Annotated in this window: 16 protein-coding genes and 1 tRNA gene; 9 read left to right on the top strand and 8 right to left on the bottom strand. The window is 70.8% G+C overall.

The genetic code is table 11. The annotated features are described in order from the left end of the window. Window positions 1-10 precede the first annotated feature (10 nt). Window positions 11-1504, bottom strand: a complete 1494-nt coding sequence (locus AB1046_RS13000; protein ID WP_369369726.1) for an ABC transporter permease — start codon at window positions 1502-1504, stop codon at window positions 11-13. 297 nt (window positions 1505-1801) lie between these two features. Here AB1046_RS13000 and eno point away from each other — a divergent pair, with 297 nt between their 5' ends. The 6 genes from eno to AB1046_RS12970 all read left to right on the top strand — a co-directional run bounded on the left by eno (window position 1802) and on the right by AB1046_RS12970 (window position 7458). Continuing rightward, the gene (gene eno / locus AB1046_RS12995; RefSeq protein WP_369369725.1) at window positions 1802-3082 is read left to right on the top strand and encodes a phosphopyruvate hydratase; all 1281 of its coding nucleotides are present in this window, start codon (window positions 1802-1804) and stop codon (window positions 3080-3082) included. Window positions 3083-3266: 184 nt separating this feature from the next. Further along, entirely contained in the window at window positions 3267-4100 is an 834-nt protein-coding gene (locus tag AB1046_RS12990) for a septum formation initiator family protein (protein ID WP_369369724.1), read from the top strand. Window positions 4101-4140: 40 nt separating this feature from the next. Then, window positions 4141-4641: a DUF501 domain-containing protein gene (locus tag AB1046_RS12985; RefSeq protein ID WP_369369723.1), complete on the top strand. Its 501-nt coding sequence runs from the start codon at window positions 4141-4143 to the stop codon at window positions 4639-4641. A 37-nt stretch (window positions 4642-4678) separates the two neighbouring features. After that, complete coding sequence (locus AB1046_RS12980) at window positions 4679-5629, top strand: exopolyphosphatase (protein WP_369369722.1); 951 nt, start codon at window positions 4679-4681, stop codon at window positions 5627-5629. 148 nt (window positions 5630-5777) lie between these two features. Beyond that, a complete protein-coding gene (locus tag AB1046_RS12975) occupies window positions 5778-7235 on the top strand; it encodes an NAD(P)/FAD-dependent oxidoreductase (RefSeq protein WP_369369721.1) in 1458 nt (485 codons plus the stop codon). 149 nt (window positions 7236-7384) lie between these two features. After that, a tRNA-Leu gene (locus AB1046_RS12970) sits at window positions 7385-7458 on the top strand. A 44-nt stretch (window positions 7459-7502) separates the two neighbouring features. Here the strand turns inward: AB1046_RS12970 and AB1046_RS12965 are convergent. From AB1046_RS12965 to AB1046_RS12955, 3 genes are read right to left on the bottom strand one after another with little or no spacing between them, the layout of a single operon-like run. Further along, a complete protein-coding gene (locus AB1046_RS12965) occupies window positions 7503-7955 on the bottom strand; it encodes an NAD-binding protein (RefSeq protein WP_369369720.1) in 453 nt (150 codons plus the stop codon). Then, the gene (locus tag AB1046_RS12960; protein ID WP_369369719.1) at window positions 7952-8467 is read right to left on the bottom strand and encodes an NAD(P)-dependent oxidoreductase; all 516 of its coding nucleotides are present in this window, start codon (window positions 8465-8467) and stop codon (window positions 7952-7954) included. Before AB1046_RS12960 ends, AB1046_RS12965 begins: the two co-directional genes overlap by 4 nt. Before the next feature lie 10 nt (window positions 8468-8477). Continuing rightward, window positions 8478-10721, bottom strand: a complete 2244-nt coding sequence (locus tag AB1046_RS12955) for an excinuclease ABC subunit UvrA (RefSeq protein ID WP_369369718.1) — start codon at window positions 10719-10721, stop codon at window positions 8478-8480. 175 nt (window positions 10722-10896) lie between these two features. On the opposite strand from AB1046_RS12955, the gene AB1046_RS12950 reads away from it, so the two are divergent. Then, window positions 10897-11391 carry a helix-turn-helix domain-containing protein gene (locus AB1046_RS12950; RefSeq protein ID WP_369369717.1) on the top strand — a complete coding sequence of 165 codons (495 nt, stop codon included), beginning with the start codon at window positions 10897-10899 and terminating at the stop codon, window positions 11389-11391. Window positions 11392-11432: 41 nt separating this feature from the next. Here the strand turns inward: AB1046_RS12950 and AB1046_RS12945 are convergent, their stop codons facing one another. The 4 genes from AB1046_RS12945 to AB1046_RS12930 all read right to left on the bottom strand — a co-directional run bounded on the left by AB1046_RS12945 (window position 11433) and on the right by AB1046_RS12930 (window position 13699). Further along, a complete protein-coding gene (locus tag AB1046_RS12945; RefSeq protein WP_369369716.1) occupies window positions 11433-12035 on the bottom strand; it encodes a ClpP family protease in 603 nt (200 codons plus the stop codon). A gap of 112 nt (window positions 12036-12147) precedes the next feature. Beyond that, complete coding sequence (locus AB1046_RS12940) at window positions 12148-12852, bottom strand: ArsR/SmtB family transcription factor (RefSeq protein WP_369369715.1); 705 nt, start codon at window positions 12850-12852, stop codon at window positions 12148-12150. 41 nt (window positions 12853-12893) lie between these two features. Beyond that, window positions 12894-13109 carry a hypothetical protein gene (locus AB1046_RS12935; protein WP_369369714.1) on the bottom strand — a complete coding sequence of 72 codons (216 nt, stop codon included), beginning with the start codon at window positions 13107-13109 and terminating at the stop codon, window positions 12894-12896. A 98-nt stretch (window positions 13110-13207) separates the two neighbouring features. Next, a complete protein-coding gene (locus AB1046_RS12930; protein WP_369369713.1) occupies window positions 13208-13699 on the bottom strand; it encodes a MarR family transcriptional regulator in 492 nt (163 codons plus the stop codon). A 60-nt stretch (window positions 13700-13759) separates the two neighbouring features. On the opposite strand from AB1046_RS12930, the gene AB1046_RS12925 reads away from it, so the two are divergent. Both AB1046_RS12925 and AB1046_RS12920 read left to right on the top strand, forming a co-directional pair. After that, window positions 13760-14995 carry an MFS transporter gene (locus AB1046_RS12925; RefSeq protein WP_369369712.1) on the top strand — a complete coding sequence of 412 codons (1236 nt, stop codon included), beginning with the start codon at window positions 13760-13762 and terminating at the stop codon, window positions 14993-14995. Window positions 14996-15136: 141 nt separating this feature from the next. Continuing rightward, entirely contained in the window at window positions 15137-19039 is a 3903-nt protein-coding gene (locus AB1046_RS12920; protein ID WP_369369711.1) for an efflux RND transporter permease subunit, read from the top strand. The last annotated feature ends 22 nt before the right edge of the window (window positions 19040-19061 follow it).

Below are 19061 nucleotides of genomic sequence, written 5' to 3'. Positions count from 1 at the left end.
TCGGTCAGATTCACGCGAGGGAACGGAGGGCTTCGGCGGGGCGCAGCTTCGCCGCGCGCTGTCCGCCGACGACGCCGGCGAGCAGGCCACCCAGCACCGCCAGCCCGATGGCGGCCAGCACTATCCACAGGCTCACCGGTGCCTGGAGCACAACGTCGACGGCGCTGTTCGCGGCGTCGGCCATCGCACCGAAGCCGCCGCCTCCGCCGGCCGGGGGCGCGGCGCCCTCCGGCAGCGTGGCGCCCTCGGCCGCGCCCCCGCCGCCCATCCGCGGGCCGGCCATGGTGAAGCCGCCCGAGGCGCCGCTCAGCGTGATGCCCGCGAGGTTCACCACCCACACCGCCAGCGCGCCGAGCGCGAGGCCCGCTACGCCGCCGATCAGGCCCTGCACGACGGACTCGCCGGCGACCTGCCCCACCACGCGGTTCCGGCTCCAGCCGATCGCCTTGAGGGTGCCGAGCTCACGCGTGCGGCGGTTCACGCCGGAGACGGTGAACAGGATTGCGAGGCCGAACGCCGCCGCGAGCACGATGGCGCTCAGCCAGGTGCCGAGCGTGCCGACCAGGTCGGACGCCGTGGAGAGGGATCCGGTCACGCCCGCGGCGAGGTCCGACTGGGTGCTCACCGAGGCGTCGGGCAGCTCGCTCTCGATCGCGGCGGCCACGGCGTCGACGTTCTCGGCCGAGTCGACCTGTACGTAGACGTCGGTGACCTGGTCGGCGAGGTCCGCGAGGGTCTGGGCCGTGGCGAGCGGCACGTAGACGTCGGACGCCGTCGCGACGCCGTCGCCCGTCGTGGACGTGACGATGCCGACGATGTCCAGGTCTTCACCGCCCACCGTGATCGTGTCGCCGACGGCGAGCTCGGAGGTCTCGGCGTACGTGGCATCCAGGACCGCGACGTTCTCGTCGTCCGCCGCGAGGGTCCGGCCGTCGGCCACCTCGACGGTGGTCAGCGGCCCGACGGCGGCAGCGTCAGGGTCGATGCCCGTGACCGTGAACTGGTCGATCTCGAACGCGGACCCACCGCCCCCTCGTCCGCCGGCGGGCGGGGCCTCCTCCTCTGTGGTGGGTGCCTCCGCTTGTGCAGGCACCTCGCCGGCGAACGACATGTTCTGCAGGTCGAGCGTCGCGGCGACGCCAGACACGTGGTCCAGGCCGGCCACGGAGTCCAGGGCGGTGGCGGCGAACGCCGTCGACCCCATCGCGGCGGTGAGGCGGTCCTGCGAGAGGCTTTCGGTGCCTTCCTCGGTCGTCTCGCCGTCCTCCTGGCCGAACTCGAAGCGGCCGGGTCCGCCCTCGCCGCGCTCAGCGGGCTGGGTCACGGTGACGTCGGTGCCGACGCCGTATACGGACTCGAGCACCTCGGACTGCGCGTCCCTGACGCCGGTCGATACCGAGTTGACGACGATGACCAGCGCGATTGCTACCGCGAGGCCGATCGCCACCACGACGGTCTGCTTGCGTCGGTTGCGCAGCTCTCTGCGCAGATAGGTGAAGAACATGGGCTCCTGCCTGGGGTCCGGAGGGGACGTGCGGGGGAATCTGGTGTCCGCGCAGACCGCCTCGCGGGGTAGTGCCGCTGGGCCCTGGGGTCGTGGGCGAGCGGGCGGAGCGGGTGGCTCCGTGGGGCGGCCTGCGCCGGACAGCGGGAACGCTAGGTACTGCTTCTGTGGCGGCGCTGTTCCTAACCTGTGGTGACCCTGTGAACTGCGGCCCTGTGGACGGTTCCCCGCCCCGTCCCCGGACGTTCTAGGCTGAGGGCCGTAACCTCCGAGCAACATCCTTAGAAGGAGACCCCGTTGGCTAGCATCGAAGCCGTTGGAGCACGCGAGATCCTCGACTCGCGCGGCAACCCCACCGTGGAGGTCGAGATCGTCCTGGACGACGACACCTTCGCCCGTGCGGCGGTCCCGTCCGGCGCCTCGACCGGCGCGTTCGAGGCCGTCGAGCTGCGTGACGGCGACAAGTCCCGGTACCTGGGCAAGGGTGTCGAGAAGGCGGTCGCGGCCGTCAACGACGAGATCGCCCCCGAGCTCGTCGGGTACGACGCCGAGGAGCAGCGCATCATCGACCAGGTGCTCCTGGACCTGGACGGCACCCCGAACAAGGGCAAGCTGGGCGCGAACGCGATCCTGGGCGTGTCCCTCGCCGTCGCGAAGGCCGCCGCCAAGAGCTCGGGCCTGGACCTGTTCCGCTACGTGGGCGGCCCGAACGCCCACGTGCTGCCCGTGCCGATGATGAACATCCTGAACGGCGGGTCCCACGCGGACTCGAACGTGGACATCCAGGAGTTCATGGTCGCCCCGATCGGCGCACCGACCTTCAAGGAGGCGCTGCGCACCGGCACCGAGGTGTACCACGCACTCAAGTCCGTGCTGAAGGAGAAGGGCCTGAGCACCGGCCTGGGCGACGAGGGCGGCTTCGCGCCGAACCTCTCCAGCAACCGTGAAGCGCTCGACCTGATCCTCGTCGCCATCGAGCGCGCGGGCCTCAAGCCGGGCACGGACGTCGCCCTCGCGCTCGACGTGGCCGCCACGGAGTTCTTCTCCGACGGCGTGTACGCGTTCGAGGGTGGCAAGAAGACCTCGGACGAGCTCGTCGCGTACTACGAGCAGCTCGTCGCGGACTACCCGCTGGTCTCGATCGAGGACCCGCTGTCCGAGGACGAGTGGGACGCCTGGGCCGGGCTCATGGGCAAGGTCGGCGACAAGGTGCAGATCGTGGGCGACGACCTGTTCGTCACCAACCCCGAGCGCCTCGCCAAGGGCATCGAGCTCAAGGCGGCGAACTCGCTGCTGGTGAAGCTCAACCAGATCGGCACGCTCACCGAGACGCTCGACGCCGTGGAGCTGGCCCAGCGCAACGGCTTCACCACGATGACCTCGCACCGCTCCGGCGAGACCGAGGACACCACCATCGCGGACCTGTCCGTGGCGACGAACGCCGGCCAGATCAAGACCGGTGCCTCCGCCCGTGGCGAGCGCATCGCCAAGTACAACCAGCTCCTGCGCATCGAAGAGGCGCTCGACGAGGCCGGCACCTACGCCGGCCGGTCGGCGTTCCCCCGCTTCCAGGGCTGAGCCCCGGGGCCCTCGCTGCCCCTCGCCGGGAGTCCGCTTTGATCAAGCGGTTCGGCATGCTTTTCACGCGAAACGCATGCCGGCCCGCTTGGTCGGGGCGGACTTTCGCGTTCCACAGGTTCGACACACGGCGCGCCGGAGGTAATGGCGGTACAAAGGGTCGGCGAATCGGCACAATCGACCCATGCCTTCCTCACGTCGCCCGGCGCGGCCCTCGGGTGCGGCGCGCGACTCGGGTGCGCGCCCGTCGCCGGCGCCGCGCGCCGGTTCGGGCGCGGGATCCTCGGGTTCCTCGGGCGCGAAGGGTGGCGCAAAGGGCAAGGGGTCGACGCCGGCGAAGGGCAAGGGGGCGCCGAAGAAGTCCGGGTCCACACCCGCCGGGTCCGCCTCGGGGACGTCGTCCGCCCGGAAGCCCGCCACGCCGTCGTCGGCGAGCCGCCGTACCCCCGCGGCCCGCACGCCCGCACGGCCCGCCGCGCGTTCGGGTGCGGCCGCTCCGCGGGGAGCGCGTCCGACGTCGGGCAGCGGAGTGAAACGACCTACCCAGCCGCGCCGCCGCACGGTTACCGGCAGCGTGCCCCCGCCGCGCGCCGACCGTAAGCGGGGCAGCTTCGGGCTTGTGCTGCCGGAGGTCCTGACGGTCCGCGCGATGGTGCTGTCCGTGGTGGTGCTCCTCGCGGTGGTGCTGCTGCTGCCGACCGTGCGCGCCGTCGTGACGCAGCAGGCCGAGCTCCGTGACCTGCGGTCCGAGCTGAGCGAGCAGCAGGCCCAGCGGGACGAGCTCGAGACGGAGCTGACCCGCTGGGAGGACCCGTCGTACGTGATCGAGCAGGCGCGGTCGCGCTTGCGGTTCGTCATGCCGGGGGACAAGGTGTGGCGCCCGCTCGACACCGACTCCGTGCAGCCGGAGCAGCCGGAGCCCGGGGTCGTCGAGCCGTCGCCCGGAGCGTCCGAGGACGCGGCGTCGCCCTGGTACACAACCGTGTGGGACTCGCTGCGGATAGCGGGCGGCGAGTAGGCCTCGTCGGCCTGCTCCTGGGCTGGGGGACAATGGTGCGGTGAACTCCGTGATCGACACCGTGTCCGACGACGATCTGCGTGTCCTGGCCGAGCAGCTCGGCCGGGAGCCGCGGGGCGTTGTGGGCATCGCGGCGCGCTGCGTGTGCGGGCGTCCGACCGTGGCGCGCACCGCGCCCCGGCTGCCCGACGGCACCCCGTTCCCGACCGTCTTCTACCTGACGCACCCCGGAGCGGTGGCCGCCGCCTCGACGCTGGAGGCGAACGGGGTGATGAAGGAGATGACAGAGCGGCTGGAGTCCGACGAGGAGCTGGCCGCCGCGTACCGGAAGGCCCACGAGCACTACCTCGCGCAGCGCGAGGCGATCGGCCACGTGGACGAGATCGACGGCATCTCCGCCGGCGGTATGCCTACCCGGGTCAAGTGCCTGCACGTGCTGTTCGCGCACGCCCTTGCCGCGGGCCCGGGTGTGAACCCGCTCGGCGACGAGGCGCTCGCCCTGGCGCGGGACACCTGGCGCCCGGACCGCTGCACCTGCTGACCCCCGCCTTGGGCTGCGGCTGGGGGAGAATCTTCGCGTGACTTCCTCTCGTGTGGCCGCGATCGACTGCGGCACCAACTCGATCCGCCTGCTCGTCGCGGACGTCGACGACGCCGGAAACCTCACCGAGCTCGACCGCCGCATGGAGGTGGTGCGGCTGGGCCAGGGTGTCGACCGCACCGGCGAGCTCGCTCCGGAGGCGCTGGAGCGGACGCTCGCGGCGACCCGCGGGTACGCGGCGGTGATCGAGGCCGCGGGCGCGCAGCGGGTGCGGTTCGTCGCGACGTCGGCCACGCGGGACGCGCGGAACCGCGACGCGTTCTTCGACGGCGTGCGGGCCGCGCTCGGTGTCGACGTCGAGGTGATCAGCGGTGCCGAGGAGGCGCAGCTGTCGTTCCGCGGCGCCACCGGCGCCGTCGCCGAGGCACACGCGGGGCCGTTCCTCGTGGTCGACCTCGGCGGTGGATCGACCGAGCTGGTCCTCGGCACGGGCTCTGTTGAGGCGAGCTTCTCGATGGATGTCGGTTCGGTTCGGATGACTGAGCGGCACCTGCACAGCGATCCGCCGTCGGTGGGCGAGATCGACACGGCCCGCGCGGACGTGCGCGCCCACCTGGACGACGCGGCCCGCGTGGTGCCGCTCGGCAAGACCGGCACGCTGGTGGGGCTGGCCGGTTCGATCACGACCGTGACCGCGCACGCACTGGGGCTGGCCGAGTACCAGCGCGAGCGCGTGAACCAGGCGGAGCTGCCGGTCGCGGCGGTGCTGGCCTCCTGCGCCGCGCTGCTCGCCGCGCCGCGAGCCGAGCGGACCGCCATGGGTTTTCTGCACCCGGGGCGGGTCGACGTGATCGCTGCCGGGGCCCTCGTGTGGTCCGAGGTGATCACGCGGGTCGTGGCGGACGTCGAGGCCGAGGGCGGGACTCTGACCCACGTGGTGACCAGCGAGCAGGACATCCTCGACGGGATCGCCCTGTCCATGGTGTGACGGGAACCTCCGGCGGTGCTCGTCCGTTGGGGAGGCCAGAGGATCGAGGAAGTTCCTGACAGCGGCGACGACGGCGTGGTGTGCCTCACGCACACGCCGCTCTTTGTCGTGTCGATACGGGCAGGCACCGAGCGGTACTCTGGGAATCATGCCTCAGAACGACCTGACCTCGGTCAGCCATGCTTCCGATGCGGCGAGCACGCCGCGCCCGCGGAAGGTGCCGCGCATCGTGGTGCTCGGCGGCGGGTCCGTCGGCCTCTACGTGGCGCGCCGCCTGCGTAAGAAGCTGAAGAAGCGGGAGGCGGCCATCGTGGTCGTCGACCCGCGGCCCTACATGACGTACGCGCCCTTCCTGCCGGAGGCAGCGGCGGGCTCGATCGACGCCCGCGACGTTGTTGCCCCGCACCGCAAGGCCCTCAAGGGCATCGACGTGCTGCAGGGCAAGGTCACCGCCATCGAGCACGGGCGCAAGGCCGTGAAGATCCAGCCCGAGGAGGGCGACGAGTACGAGGTCACGTACGACCAGCTGGTCGTCGGCCTCGGCTCGGTCTCCCGCACGCTGCCCATCCCGGGCCTCGCGGAGGCGGCGATCGGCTTCAAGAACGTGGAAGAGGCCATCGCGGTCCGGAACCACGTCATCAACCGCATGGACGTCGCGTCCTCCACCTGGGACACGGACCTGCGCAAGCGCATGCTCACGTTCACCTTCGTGGGCGGCGGGTTCGCCGGCATCGAGGCCCTCGCCGAGATCGAGGACATGGCGCGGTACGCGACGCGGCAGTACGACACGATCGAGGCGTCCGACCTGCGGTTCGTCATGATCGAGGGCGCCGGCCGGATCCTGCCCGAGGTCACGGAGCCGATGGGCGAGTACGCCCTCGCGGAGATGAAGAAGCGCGGCATCGAGTTCCACCTCAACACGTTCCTCTCGTCCTGCGTGGACGGGCACGTGGTGACCTCGACCGGCGTCGAGTTCGACACCGACACGATCGTGTGGACCGCCGGCGTCAAGGCGAACCCGGTCCTCAAGGAGGCGTCCGACCTCCCGGTCGACAAGCTGGGCCGCGCCATCGTGCTCCCCACGCTGCAGGTCGCGACCCAGGACGGGGAGATCATCGAGGGCGCCTGGGCCGCGGGCGACTGCGCCGCGGTGCCGGACGTGCTCAACCCCGGAAAGTTCTGCCCGCCGAACGCGCAGCACGCGATCCGCGAGGCCGTGCGGCTGGCCGACAACATCGTGGCGCTGTACAAGGACAAGCCCGCCGTCGACTACAACCACAAGAACGTCGGTGTGGTCGCGTCGCTGGGGCTCTACAAGGGCGTCGCTGAGCTTTTCGGCTTCATCAAGCTGCGCGGGTTCCTCGCCTGGGTCGCCCACCGCGGCTACCACGTCATGGCGATGCCGACCGGGAACCGCAAGGTCCGCATCCTGATCGGCTGGATCGGCCAGTTCCTCATGGGCCGCGAGCTGGTCTCGCTGGGCTCCCTGCACGACCCGCGCCAGGAGTTCCGCAGCGCCTCCGTGCCGCCGAAGCCGGCGGGCGAGAAGGTCGAGCAGAAGGCGGAGTCGTCCGCCGAGCGGGCAGAGACGGGCGCGAAGGCCTGACCCGGTTGCGTTTCGCGCCGGTCGTCTGCGGGGTTCGAGTTCGGTCGGTTGCTTCGAGATCGGTCAATCACTTGACCGATCTCGAAGCAACCGACCGAACTCGGCGCCGGCGCCGTGCAACTGACCGAACTCGGTATTCTCTGAGGTGGGCCCCCATAGCCCAACTGGCAGAGGCAGCCGGCTTAAACCCGGCACAGTCCCGGTTCGAATCCGGGTGGGGGCACCCAGCGGAAGACCTTGTGCGCCGAGAGCCTGTTGATGCCACCGTCAGCTGGGAGCGCGGCCTAATTCTTGCCCGTCCGCGTGAGCACGGGTGCGTGCCTCGATGGCGTCGATGACGGCGATCATGTCGCGTCGCCCGTTGCCGTGCTCCACGGTCTCGCGATAGAGGTCGCTGGCCAGGTCGAGCAACGGTGAGGCGATCCCGCTCCCGCGTGCCGCATCCGCGATCAGCCGCGTGCTGGCAAATACGTCGGTCACCGCCGCGCGCACCTCGAAGTCCGCGGTGACGAGCTGCTCCAGCTTCACTCGGGCGATCTCGCTCGCCATCGGCCCCGCCATGATGGCCCTCTGGAACAGGGCGCGGCCTAGGTCGTGGCTGTCGGCGAAGTGGGTGGCCTCGGCGAGGGCCGCGACCGTGACATTGAGGTAGTGGTTCACCGAGAGCTTCATCAGCGCCCCGTTGCCGACCGGGCCGCACCAGATCGTCTCGTTCGTCATCGGGGCGAGCAGCGGGATCGCCTGTTCGACGTCGTCCTGGTCACCGCCGAGAAGGCCGATGAGCGTCCCGGCCTCGGCCGGCCCCGCGAGCCGGAGACCGGCGACTCGACGAATCTGCCTCCCGCACTGTGGATGTCGGCAGCGAGCCCCCGGGAGTAGCCGGGTGAGACGGAGCCGCTCGAGACGACCAGATGACCGGCGACGCGTCGAGCAAAGTCGGGGGTGCCTCGGCCGAGCACCTGATCGGTGACCTCTTCATTCGCAAGCATCAGGAGCACCGTCGGCGCACCGTCAAACACCTCGTCCACAGAATTGGCGACGACGGCGCCGGAGGCGCGGAGCGGCGCCGCCCGCTCAGGCGTACGGTTCCAGACGATCAGCTCGACGCCGGCGCGGGCGAGGTTGAGGGCCATCGGCTGGCCCATGACGCCGAGGCCGATGAACCCGACCCGCTTGTCGGGCAGGTCCGAGGCCGGGCCCGCCGTTCCCGGGGTGTCCGTCATAGGGGTCATGATCGAGAAACTACCCGGCCACGAGCTCCGCGAGATGCCGGCCGGTCAGCGACGCCTCCTGACGCGCCAGGTCGGCGGGGGTGCCCTCGAAGACGACGCGGCCGCCGTCGTGCCCACCACCGGGGCCCATGTCGATCACCCAGTCCGCACGGGCGACAACCGACAGGTTGTGCTCCACCACGATGACGGACCGCCCGGAGTCGACGAGGCGGTCGAGGAGCCCGGCCAGGTTGTCGACGTCCTGCATGTGCAGGCCGGCGGTGGGCTCGTCGAGCACAAACGCCGGGGTGTCGCCGCCCATCTCGATCGCGAGCTTGAGCCGCTGCCGCTCGCCGCCCGAGAGGGTGTTGAGGTGCTGGCCGAGGGAGATGTAGTCCAGCCCGACGTCGGACAGGCGGGACAGCATCGGGAGCACCGACTTCTCCGTGAAGAAGCCGAGGGCCTCCTCGACGGACATGTCGAGCACGTCGGCGATGCTCTTGCCGCGCAGGGTGTAACCCAGCACCTCGTCGGTGAACCGCTTGCCCCCGCAGGCCTCGCACAAGCTGGCGACGCCCGCCATGAAGGCGAGGTCCGTGTAGATGAGGCCCACGCCCTTGCACGCCGGGCACGCACCGGCCGAGTTCGCGCTGAACAGCGCGGGCTTGACCCCGTTCGCGCGCGCGTACTGCTTGCGGATGGGTTCGAGGATCCCCGTGTAGGTGGCGGGGTTGGAGCGCCGCGACCCGCGGATGACCGACTGGTCCACAAAGGTGACGCCGTCGCGCGGCAGGCAGCCGTGGATGAGCGAGCTCTTGCCCGAACCAGCCACACCCGTCACCGCGACGAGCACACCGAGCGGGACCTCGACCGAGACGTCCTGGAGGTTGTGCAGGTTCGCGTGCTCGATCCGGAGCACCCCCGTCGGCGTGCGGGGCGTGGCCTTGAGGGCGACGGCTCGGTCCAGGTGCTTGCCCGTGGCCGTGCCGGAGTTCCGGAGCCCTTCGATGTCGCCCTGGTAGACCACCGTGCCGCCGTGGGTCCCGGCGCCCGGCCCCATGTCGACGAGGTGGTCCGCAGCCGCCATCACCTCGGGCTTGTGCTCCACGACGAGCACCGTGTTGCCCTTGTCCCGCAGGCGCTGGAGCAGGGCGTTCATCTGCCGCACGTCGTGCGGGTGCAGGCCGATGGTCGGCTCGTCGAACACGTAGGTCATGTCCGTCAGGGCGGAACCCATGTGCCGCACCATCTTGGTGCGCTGTGCCTCGCCCCCGGACAGCGACGACGACTCCCGGTCCAGCGAGAGGTACCCGAGGCCGATCTGCTCGAACGTGGCGAGCAGGTCGTTGAGGCCGTCGAGGATGGGCTGGACGTTCGGGTCCGCGAGGTCGTGCACCAGCTCGGCCAGGTCCGTGAGCTGCATGGCCGCGGCCTCGCCGATGTGCTTGCCCTTGACGAGCGACGACCGGGCCCGGTCGTTGAGCCGGGTGCCGCCGCAGTCCGGGCACGACGTGAACGTCGCGAGCCGGTCGACGGCCGCCCGCATGGCGCCCTTCATCGACTCGACGTCCTTGAGCAGGTAGAGCCGCGTGATCTTGGGGACCAGGGACTCGTAGGTGAGGTTGAGGCCGCTGGAGACGATCTTGCGCTCGTCGCCGTGCATCAGGTCGTGCCACTCGATGTCGCTGTAGTCCGCCAGCGGCTTGTCTGCATCGAACAGGCCGGAGTCGGCGTAGACCTTCCAGTACCAGGTGCCGACGCCGAAGTTGGGGAACGTGATGGCGCCCTCGTTCAGCGACTTGCTGCGGTCGACGAGGGCTTCGGTGTCGACCGCGGAGACGCGGCCGAGTCCCTCACAGGTGCCGCACATGCCCTGCGGGTCGTTGAACGAGAAGACGTTCGACCCGCCGACATATGGCTGGCCGAGACGCGACCAGATCACACGCAGCATCGTGTAGGCGTCCGTGGCGGTGCCGACCGTCGAGCGGGCGTTGGCCCCCATGGGCTCCTGGTCCACGACGATCGCCGCCGACAGGTTCGACAGGGTGTCGACGTCGGGTCGGGGGCGCGAAGCCATGAACCCCTGGAGAAAAGCCGAGTAGGTTTCGTCGATCAGCCGCCGTGACTCGGCGGCGACCGTGCCGAACACGAGCGAGCTCTTGCCCGAGCCGGAAACCCCGGTGAACACCGTGAGCTTCCGCTTGGGGATGTCGACAGAGACGCCCTGCAGGTTGTTCTCACGGGCCCCGCGCACCTCGATAGATCCGAACACCACTGTCCTTTCCTGGTCGGTGGTCCAATCGTGCCAGGAGCCACTGACACGCACCCGGCTGCGCCGGGCCGCATCCGTGGCGAGCCCCGCGGCGTTACGCCAGCAGCAGATGGCGGAACGACCCGCAGTGTCAGTGGGGTTGGGTAGCGTGACGGGTACCAACGGCGGGAGTGGGCGGATGGCAATGATCTCAATAGGTACTGCACGTACTGCTGGGCTCGGCACCACGGACGACGGCGCACCGGGAAGCAGACCCGGAACGCTGGAACACACCCGCGAACCACTGTTGCGTGACCTGGTGGGTGGCATCCTGCGGCGTACGCGCCGTGAGCAGCGCCGCACACTGGCAGACGTCGCCACGGACGCCCGGGTCTCGACCGCCTACCTGTCCGAGGTCGAACGGGGGCGCAAGGAGGCATCCTCCGAGGTGCTCGCCGCGGTCTGCGATGCGCTCGGCATGCGCCTCGTCGACCTGGTGGAGCGCGCGTGGGCAGAGCTCGCGCTCGCGTTGGCGGCGCAGGAGGAGAGCCGCCGAGTTCGCGTCCTGTCGTCCGCTGCCCGTCGTACCGCAGGGTTCTCGTCGTCCCGCCACCCCCTGCAGACAGGGCAGGCGGCGCCGGCCAGCACCTCCGCCGTCGGGCGGCGAGGCGAGGCCGTGCTGCTGGCGGCCTGAGGCTTCCGTCAGAACCCTGAGGACCGCGCCGGTCAGAGACCTCAGAGACCGGCGCGCCGCCTGCCGCCCGGCCGGACGTCGTTCACCTGGTCCACGATCTTGTCGATCATCCCGTAGGCCAGCGCCTGCTCGGCGGTGAACCAGCGGTCGCGCTCCGAGTCCGCGGCGATCGTCTCGACGCTCTGGCCGGTGTGCTCGGACTGCAGCCGGGTCACCACGTCCTTGACGTACCGGATGTTCTCGGCCTGGATGACGACGTCGGTCGCCGTGCCACCGATGCCGCCCGCCGGCTGGTGCATCATGATCCGCGCGTGCGGCAGCGCATAGCGCTTGCCCGGGGTGCCCGAGGCGAGCAGGAACTGGCCCATGCTCCCGGCGAACCCGACGGCAACCGTCGAGACGTCGTTCGGCAGCAGCTTCATGGTGTCGTAGACGGCGAGGCCGGCGCTGATGGAGCCGCCGGGGGAGTTGATGTAGAGGCTGATGTCGGCCGCTGAGTCCTCAGCAGAGATCAGCAGGAGCTGCGCGGTCACGCGGTTGGCGACGGCGTCGTCGATCTCGCTGCCGATCAGCACGATCCGCTGGTGCAGCAGCCGTGCGGCGAGGTGGTCTTCGAAGGGCTGGGCCTGGATGGTCTCGGTCATACGCCCACCATGACGGGGCGGCCGCTCGACGCACAGGGATCTCTGCCCGCCGCAGATCTGCTGACGGCAGAGACGCAAGGTCAGCTCCGGACGCGGCGCCTCGACGGCCGCGTCAGAGCGGGTTGCCCTCCGCGTCGACCGCCGAGAAGGCGTCGAAATGGACCTCGAACGGCAGGGCCCCGGGTACACCTTCCTGGCTGCTCAACGGTTCGATGTGCTCGGCGACGAACTGGTCCCACGCCTTGACCACTGCCGCCATCTGTTCGGGTGTGGCCCACTTGTTGCTCGTGAAGAAGGTGGCGGTCCCCAGCCACGAGTTCAGGGTCTCGTCGTCCATGTCCTGTCCTGCGCGGACGAAGGCCATCACTCTCTCGTGGCGCAGGCGCAGGAACTCCATGTTGACGGCCTCGGCGGTCTGCCGGCCGACTGCCGAGTCCTTTCCCGCGCTGGAGATGCTGAACCCGCCAGGTGTGCGTTCCCACCAGCGCTCGCGCGCGGTGCCCTTGCCCTCGACCTCGCGGACAAGGCCGTGCTTGGCGAGCTGGCGCAGGTGATAGCTCGTCGAGCCGCTGGACTCGCCGACGATCTCACCCAGCTTGCTGGCCGTGAGCGGCCCGCGGATCGGCAGGAGGTCGAGGATGCGGATGCGCAGGGGATGGGCGAGCGCGCGCAGAGCCTCGGGGCCCAGCTCCGCGGGCGGGCCCGCGGTCGAGAGGTCGGCCCGGTCCGGTGCGACGCGCAACGCGGGCGGCGCCGACAGGTCTGGAGCGTCCTGCCCTGTTGGCTGTCCCGGTGAGTCCTTGCGTGCTGTCGCCATGGACAGGACGTTACCCACTCCCCGTCAGCGAGACCGGACGCTCACCGCAGGGAGAGGGGGTGGCGCGCCGCCAGGTTGTCCCGTACGCGCTCTGCCTGGGCACGTTGGCGGGCGGCACGCTCGATCTCACGGCGCTGTGCCTCACGGTCGCGCGGGCTCTGCGCGACGGGTCGCCGGGCGGCAGCGGACGGGGCCGTGCGACGCAGCTCGACGGACTGGGGGAAGACGGAGCGGGCGGCCGGTGCGTAGACGCTCATCGAGGTTCTCCTGGCTCGGGGTTGGCTGATATGCCCACCCTACGCACGCCAACACTTCTTTGCAAGGATATGTTTGCAACGAGTTCTTTGGACGGTGCTCAGTCGTCCGGGTCGCGCCGGAAAGCGTCCATGTCCTGGTTGAGCCGCTCCAGCAGCTCCGCGAGCAGGGCGCGCTCGAAGGGAGACCAGTCGGAGAGGATCCGGTCGTACATGGCGATGCGCCGCGTGCGCTCGCGCTCCAGCTGGGCCTCGCCCGCCGGCGTGGCCTCCACCAGCACGGCCCGCCCGTCGTCCGGGTCGCGGTCCCGCCGGGCGAACCCGGCCCGTTCCAGGCTGACCACCTGGCGTGTCACGGTGGACGCGTCGAGTCCCTGGCGCACGGCGAGCGCGTTGATGCCGAGCGGGCCCTGGGTCGTGAGCGCCTGGAGCAGCAGGTAGCCCGATCGCTCGAGCGCGGGGGTGTGGCCCGCGCGGATCGCACCAGCGCGCTCCGCGCGCCGCAGCAGGAGCGCGAGCTGTAGCTCGACCCGGGACAACGTGCGGTCGTCGGGCAGCGCGTCCTCGCCGCCCTCTTCCGTCGTCTTCGACATAGGTGTAGCCTACAGGCATATACCTGCACGGTACAGGTAAATTGATTTGAGGGGGTTTGTGTGGCTACCACGCGCGACGAGCCGAACAAGACAGCCATCTACGCCACGGCAATGACCGCGTTCTTCGCCATCGCGGGGATCGCGGTCGTGGACCCGATCCTGCCCGTCATCGGCGCGGAGATCGGCGCCACCATCTGGGAGATCGAGCTGCTGTTCACCGCGTACATCGCGGTCATGGCGATCGGCATGATCCCCGCGGTGATGGCGACGGGGAGGTTCGGGTACAAGAAGATCCTGGCGGCCGGCGTCACGCTGGTGGCGATCGCGGCGGTGCTGGCCGCGCTGAGCGGCAACATCATCCAGCTCGCGGTGCTCCGTGGGGTGTGGGGCCTCGGCAACGCGATGTTCTTCGCCACCGCCATGGTGCTGCTGGTCTCGCTCGCGAAGGACCGGGAGTGGGTGGTGGGCCTGTTCGAGACCTGCGTGGGGCTCGGGTTCGCGATCGGGCCGCTGATCGGCGGGCTCCTGGGGTACATCAGCTGGCGGGTGCCGTTCTTCGTCTGCGGTCTGCTCATGATCGTCGCCCTGCTGGTCTCCGTCACCCGGCTCAAGGACCCGGCTGAGAAGCCCGCTCCGCTGCAGGTGGGCCAGATCTTCGGGCTGTTCCGCAAGCCGGGCTTCCTGGCGCTCGCGGTCGTGACCGCTGCCTACAACTTCGTGTTCTTCGTGGTGCTCGGGTACGTGCCGGTGTTCCTCGGGCTCGACGTCGTGCCGCTCGGCCTGGTCTTCACCGCCTGGGGTATCGGTGTGGCCGTCGGCATCCTCGCGGTCGGCCACCGGCTGGCGCACGCGATCGGGTTCGTGCAGACGGTCGGCGTCGCCGTCGTCGGCGTGCTTGCCTGCGTGGCTGTGCTCGCGATCGGGGTCGGGACCGCCGGCTCGATCGTCGCGACCATCGTGGCCGGTGTGTTCATGGGTATCGCGAACGCGAACCTCACCGACCTGTCCCTCGCCCTCGGCGACCCGGACCGTCGCGTCACCACCGGCGCGTTCAACCTGGTCCGGTGGGGCTTCGCGGCTCCCGCCCCGGTAGTGGCCGGCCTGCTCGCCGAGGCCGTCGGACCCGCGGCACCGTTCTGGGTCGCGGCGGCCGTCCTGCTCGTCGGCGTGGTCGTTTTCTTGGTGACGGCCCACCTCATGGCTCGCCCACTCGGGGAACGGGTGCTCTGGCAGCGCTGGAACCGGGTCGCGAAGCAGGTCGAGGGCACACCCGAGGAGGCCATGGTCGAGCTTTGACCAACCACGGTTGGGCTTGCCGCGGGTGGAGCATACTGCCCTACTCTGTGACCTCGGTCGGTTTCACCCCGTTGGTCCGTACAGGCCACGACGGCGGCGTCGCTCCGTATGCCCGATCCTCGCCCGCACCGTGGAGTCTTCGTGTTCCATCTCGCTCGGCTGTCCCTCGCGAACCGCGCCGTCGTGGCGTTGGTGACGATCGCGATAGCTGTATTCGGGGTGCTGAGCATGACCTCGCTGAAGCAGGAGCTGATCCCGTCCCTCCAGCTCCCCACGGGGATCGTGAGCGCGCTGTACCCGGGATCGTCGCCCGAGGTCGTCGAAGAGCAGGTCACCGACGTGATCGAGGAGGCCATCACCTCGATCGACGGGGTCGCCTCGGTCCGTTCGACGGCGTCCACCGGCATCTCGCTGACCACTGTCGAGCTCAGCTATGGCACCGACATGGAGACCGCCACCCAGCGCCTCCAGACCGCCATAGCGGGTATCCAGGCCGCCCTGCCCAACGGTGTCGAGCCGCAGGTCACCACCGGGTCCGTCGACGACGTGCCGGTGGTCCAGATGGCCGTGTCGGGCGACGAGAGCCCCAACGCCCTCGCCGACACGGTCGAGAACGTCATCGTGCCGGCGCTGGAAGACGTCGACGGCGTCCGCTCGGTCTCCGTGACCGGACAGAGCGAGACCGAGGTCCACATCGCGCCCGACGACGCGGAGCTCACGGCGGCCGGTCTTACGCCGGAGGACCTGACCACGGTGCTGCAGGACAACGGCGTGGTCATGCCGGCCGGCGAGATCACGGAGGGCGACCGCGCCTGGTCCGTCCAGCTCGGCAACCCCATCGACATGGTCGACCAGCTCAAGCAGCTCCCCGTCATCCCGGGCGGGGCCGCCGCTCCGGGCGCGGGTGCAGGCGCAGCCGCGGGTAACGCGGCTACGGGCGCCCTGCCCACCGAACCGGTCCCGCCGGACAGCCCCGTCCTGCTGGGCGAGGTCGCGGCCGTACAGCTCGCGCCGGTGGAGGCGACGTCGTACTCCCGGCTCGACGGCTCGCCGTCCCTCGGCCTGGCGATCACCAAGACCCCCGAGGCCAACACCGTCGAGGTGTCGCACGCGATCGAGGACGCGCTTGTCGAGCCGGAGGTCGCGGACACGCTGACCGACCGCGACATCCAGACGGCGGTCGTGTTCGACCAGGCCCCGTTCATCGAGGACTCGATCCACGGCCTGGCCACGGAGGGCGGCCTCGGCCTGCTGTTCGCCGTCATCGTCATCCTCGTCTTCCTGATGTCGATGCGGTCCACGCTGGTCTCCGCGATCTCCATCCCGTTGTCGCTGGCGGTGACGTTCATCGTGATGAGCGCAGCCGGCTACACGCTGAACATCCTGACGCTCGGCGCGCTCACCATCTCGATCGGCCGCGTCGTCGACGACGCGATCGTGGTGATCGAGAACATCAAGCGGCACATGTCCTACGGCGAGGAGAAGACTGCGGCCATCCTCGCGGCCGTGCGCGAGGTGGGCGGGGCCATCGCGGCCTCCACCATCTGCACCGTGGCCGTGTTCCTCCCGATCGCGTTCGTGGGCGGCATGGTGGGGGAGCTGTTCCGGCCGTTCGCCCTGACCGTGTCGATCGCGATGCTCGCCTCGCTGGTCGTGGCCCTGACGATCGTCCCGGTGCTGGCCTACTGGTTCATCCGCCCCCCGAAGAAGACGGCCGGCCGCGGGGCGGCGATCGCACGCGCCGCCGCCGAGGAGAAGGAGAGCCGCGGCATCTGGCAGCGCATCTACGTGCCGACGCTAAGGGGCGCGCTCAGGCGGCCCGCCGTCACCATCGTGCTGGCGCTCGCTGTGCTCGGTGGCACTGCCACCCTCGTCCCGAACATGGAGACCAGCTTTCTCGGGGACAGCGGGCAGGACACCGTGACCGTCACGGAGCACTACGCGCCCGGCACGTCGCTCGCGGGCCAGGACGAGGCGGCTCAGCGGGTGGAGACTGCGCTGGCCGACGTCGACGCCGTCGACAGCGTGCAGGCCACCGTCGGCGGCGGTGGTGACATGTCGATGGCGGCGTTCGGCGGCGCGAGCGCCGGGCTCAGGGCGTCGTTCGCCGTCACCCTCGACGCGGACGCCGACGGCGCGGCCGCGGCGTCGGACATCCGCGCCGCCGTCGAACCGCTGGCCGAGGCGCCCGCGACCGAGATCACCGTCTCCGCAGGTGACTCCGTGGGAGCCTCGGCGATCGACCTGGTGGTCCGGGCGCGGGACGATGCGACGCTGGCCGAGGCCACACAGCAGCTTCAGGACGCGATGAGTGCGGTCGACGGCGTTGCCGAGGTGAGCAACGACCTTGCCGCCGCGCAGGAGATCGTCGAGGTGACCGTCGATCGCGAGGCGGCGGCGACGTACGGGCTCACCGAGACGCAGGTCACGGGGATCGCGTCCGCGGCGATGACCGGCTCGCGGGAGATCGGTGAGCTGCAGACCGCGGAGGGGCCCGTCAGCGTGATCCTCACTGCCGGTGCCGTGCCGACCACGATCGCCGAGATCGGCGAGATCCCGGTGCCGACCGCGGCCGGCGTCGTGCCGTTGAACGATGTCGGGGACGTGGTGGTCGCCGATACTCCGACGTCGATCAGCCGGATCGACGGCGACCGCTCCGCCACCGTCTCGGTGACGCCCTCCGGTGACGACCTCGGTGCCGCAACCGAGGCCGTGAACGCCGAGATCGCGTCGATCGACCTGCCGGCCGGCGCCACGGTCTCGGTGGGCGGCGCGGCGGCCGACCAGGCGGACGCCTTCAACGACCTGGGCATGGCGCTGCTGGCCGCGATCGCGCTGGTGTTCATCGTGATGGTGGCGGCCTTCCGGAGCCTCGCGCAGCCGTTCATCCTGCTGGTCTCGATCCCGTTCGCCGCAGTGGGTGCCCTCGTGGCGCTGGTCGCCACCGACACACCGCTGGGCGTCCCCGCGCTGATCGGCACGCTGCTGCTGGTGGGCATCGTGGTCTCCAACGCGATCGTGCTGATCGACCTGATCAACCAGTACCGCCACGACGGCATGGGCCTCGACGAGGCGGTGCGCGAGGGCGCCCGCAAGCGACTGCGCCCCATCGTGATGACGGCGCTGGCCACGGTCTTCGCGCTGACGCCGATGGGCGTCGGCCTGACCGGTGGTGGCGCGTTCATCTCGCAGCCGCTCGCGCTGGTGGTGATCGGCGGGCTCGTGTCCTCGACCCTGCTCACGCTGTACGTGGTGCCGGTGATCTACACGATCTTCGAGCGCCGGGCCGAACGGCGCCGGGCCGCGAACGAGGCGGCCGGCCGGACCGCCCGCAGCCCGCTGACGGGAGCCTTCCCCAGCGTGGCGACGGGTGCGTTCCAGACCGTCGGGCGGCAGGCCGCGGCGCAGCGCCGACAGCAGGCGCAGGCGGGCCGCCTGCAGGCCGGTGGCCCGTACAGCGGCGGTCCGTACGCGGGCAGCCCGCTCGCCGACGGTCCGTACGCCGGCAGCCCGCAGGCCGATGGCCCGTATGGGAGCCCGGCTCCATTGAGTGAGCCGATTCCGGCGGGTGTGGCGGCTCCGATGAGTGGTCCGGCGGGAGACAGCTGGCCGCCGATCAGAGAGCCCGCGCCCGTCTCGTCCGGCGCCTGGACGCAGCCGGAGCAGGGACGTCGGGCCCGGCACAGCAAGCCGACGCCGGCCCAGGCCGCCCAGGCCGCCCAGCCCGCCCAGCCCGCCCAGCCGACGACGGCCCAGCCGGCGCCTCAGGCCTGGCCGCCGCAGGCCGCGCCGACCGGGCAGCAACGGGCGCCGCGGTACGCGCCGGCGCCGCAGCACACGCCGGCGCCCCGGCAGGCACCGGCCCAACAGGCGCCGCGGTACGCACCGCCGCCGCAGTTCGCCCCGCAGCCCCAGCAGTACGCACCGCAACCCCAGCAGCCTGCGCGGCCGGCCCAGTGGCAGCCGGAGCCGGAACCCGAGCCTCAGCCGGAGTACCGGCGTCCGGCCGCGCCGCCTCCGGTCTGGCCGCACCCGCTCGACTGACGGGACAGGCCGAGCGGGCCAA

The organism is Promicromonospora sp. Populi (genome assembly GCF_041081105.1).
Taxonomy (GTDB): domain Bacteria; phylum Actinomycetota; class Actinomycetes; order Actinomycetales; family Cellulomonadaceae; genus Promicromonospora.
This window is presented reverse-complemented; position numbering and strand designations above follow the sequence as displayed.

Excerpts from the sequence above, each read along its gene's own strand:
- AB1046_RS12965 (WP_369369720.1), bottom strand. The coding sequence starts at position 7,955 with ATGACGAACGAGACGATCTGGTGCGGCCCGGTCGGCAACGGGGCGCTG.
- AB1046_RS12990 (WP_369369724.1), top strand. The coding sequence starts at position 3,267 with ATGCCTTCCTCACGTCGCCCGGCGCGGCCCTCGGGTGCGGCGCGCGAC.
- AB1046_RS12940 (WP_369369715.1), bottom strand. The coding sequence starts at position 12,852 with ATGGCGACAGCACGCAAGGACTCACCGGGACAGCCAACAGGGCAGGAC.
- AB1046_RS12950 (WP_369369717.1), top strand. The coding sequence starts at position 10,897 with ATGGCAATGATCTCAATAGGTACTGCACGTACTGCTGGGCTCGGCACC.
- AB1046_RS12960 (WP_369369719.1), bottom strand. The coding sequence starts at position 8,467 with ATGACCCCTATGACGGACACCCCGGGAACGGCGGGCCCGGCCTCGGAC.
- AB1046_RS12930 (WP_369369713.1), bottom strand. The coding sequence starts at position 13,699 with ATGTCGAAGACGACGGAAGAGGGCGGCGAGGACGCGCTGCCCGACGAC.
- AB1046_RS12975 (WP_369369721.1), top strand. The coding sequence starts at position 5,778 with ATGCCTCAGAACGACCTGACCTCGGTCAGCCATGCTTCCGATGCGGCG.
- AB1046_RS12945 (WP_369369716.1), bottom strand. The coding sequence starts at position 12,035 with ATGACCGAGACCATCCAGGCCCAGCCCTTCGAAGACCACCTCGCCGCA.
- AB1046_RS12935 (WP_369369714.1), bottom strand. The coding sequence starts at position 13,109 with ATGAGCGTCTACGCACCGGCCGCCCGCTCCGTCTTCCCCCAGTCCGTC.
- AB1046_RS13000 (WP_369369726.1), bottom strand. The coding sequence starts at position 1,504 with ATGTTCTTCACCTATCTGCGCAGAGAGCTGCGCAACCGACGCAAGCAG.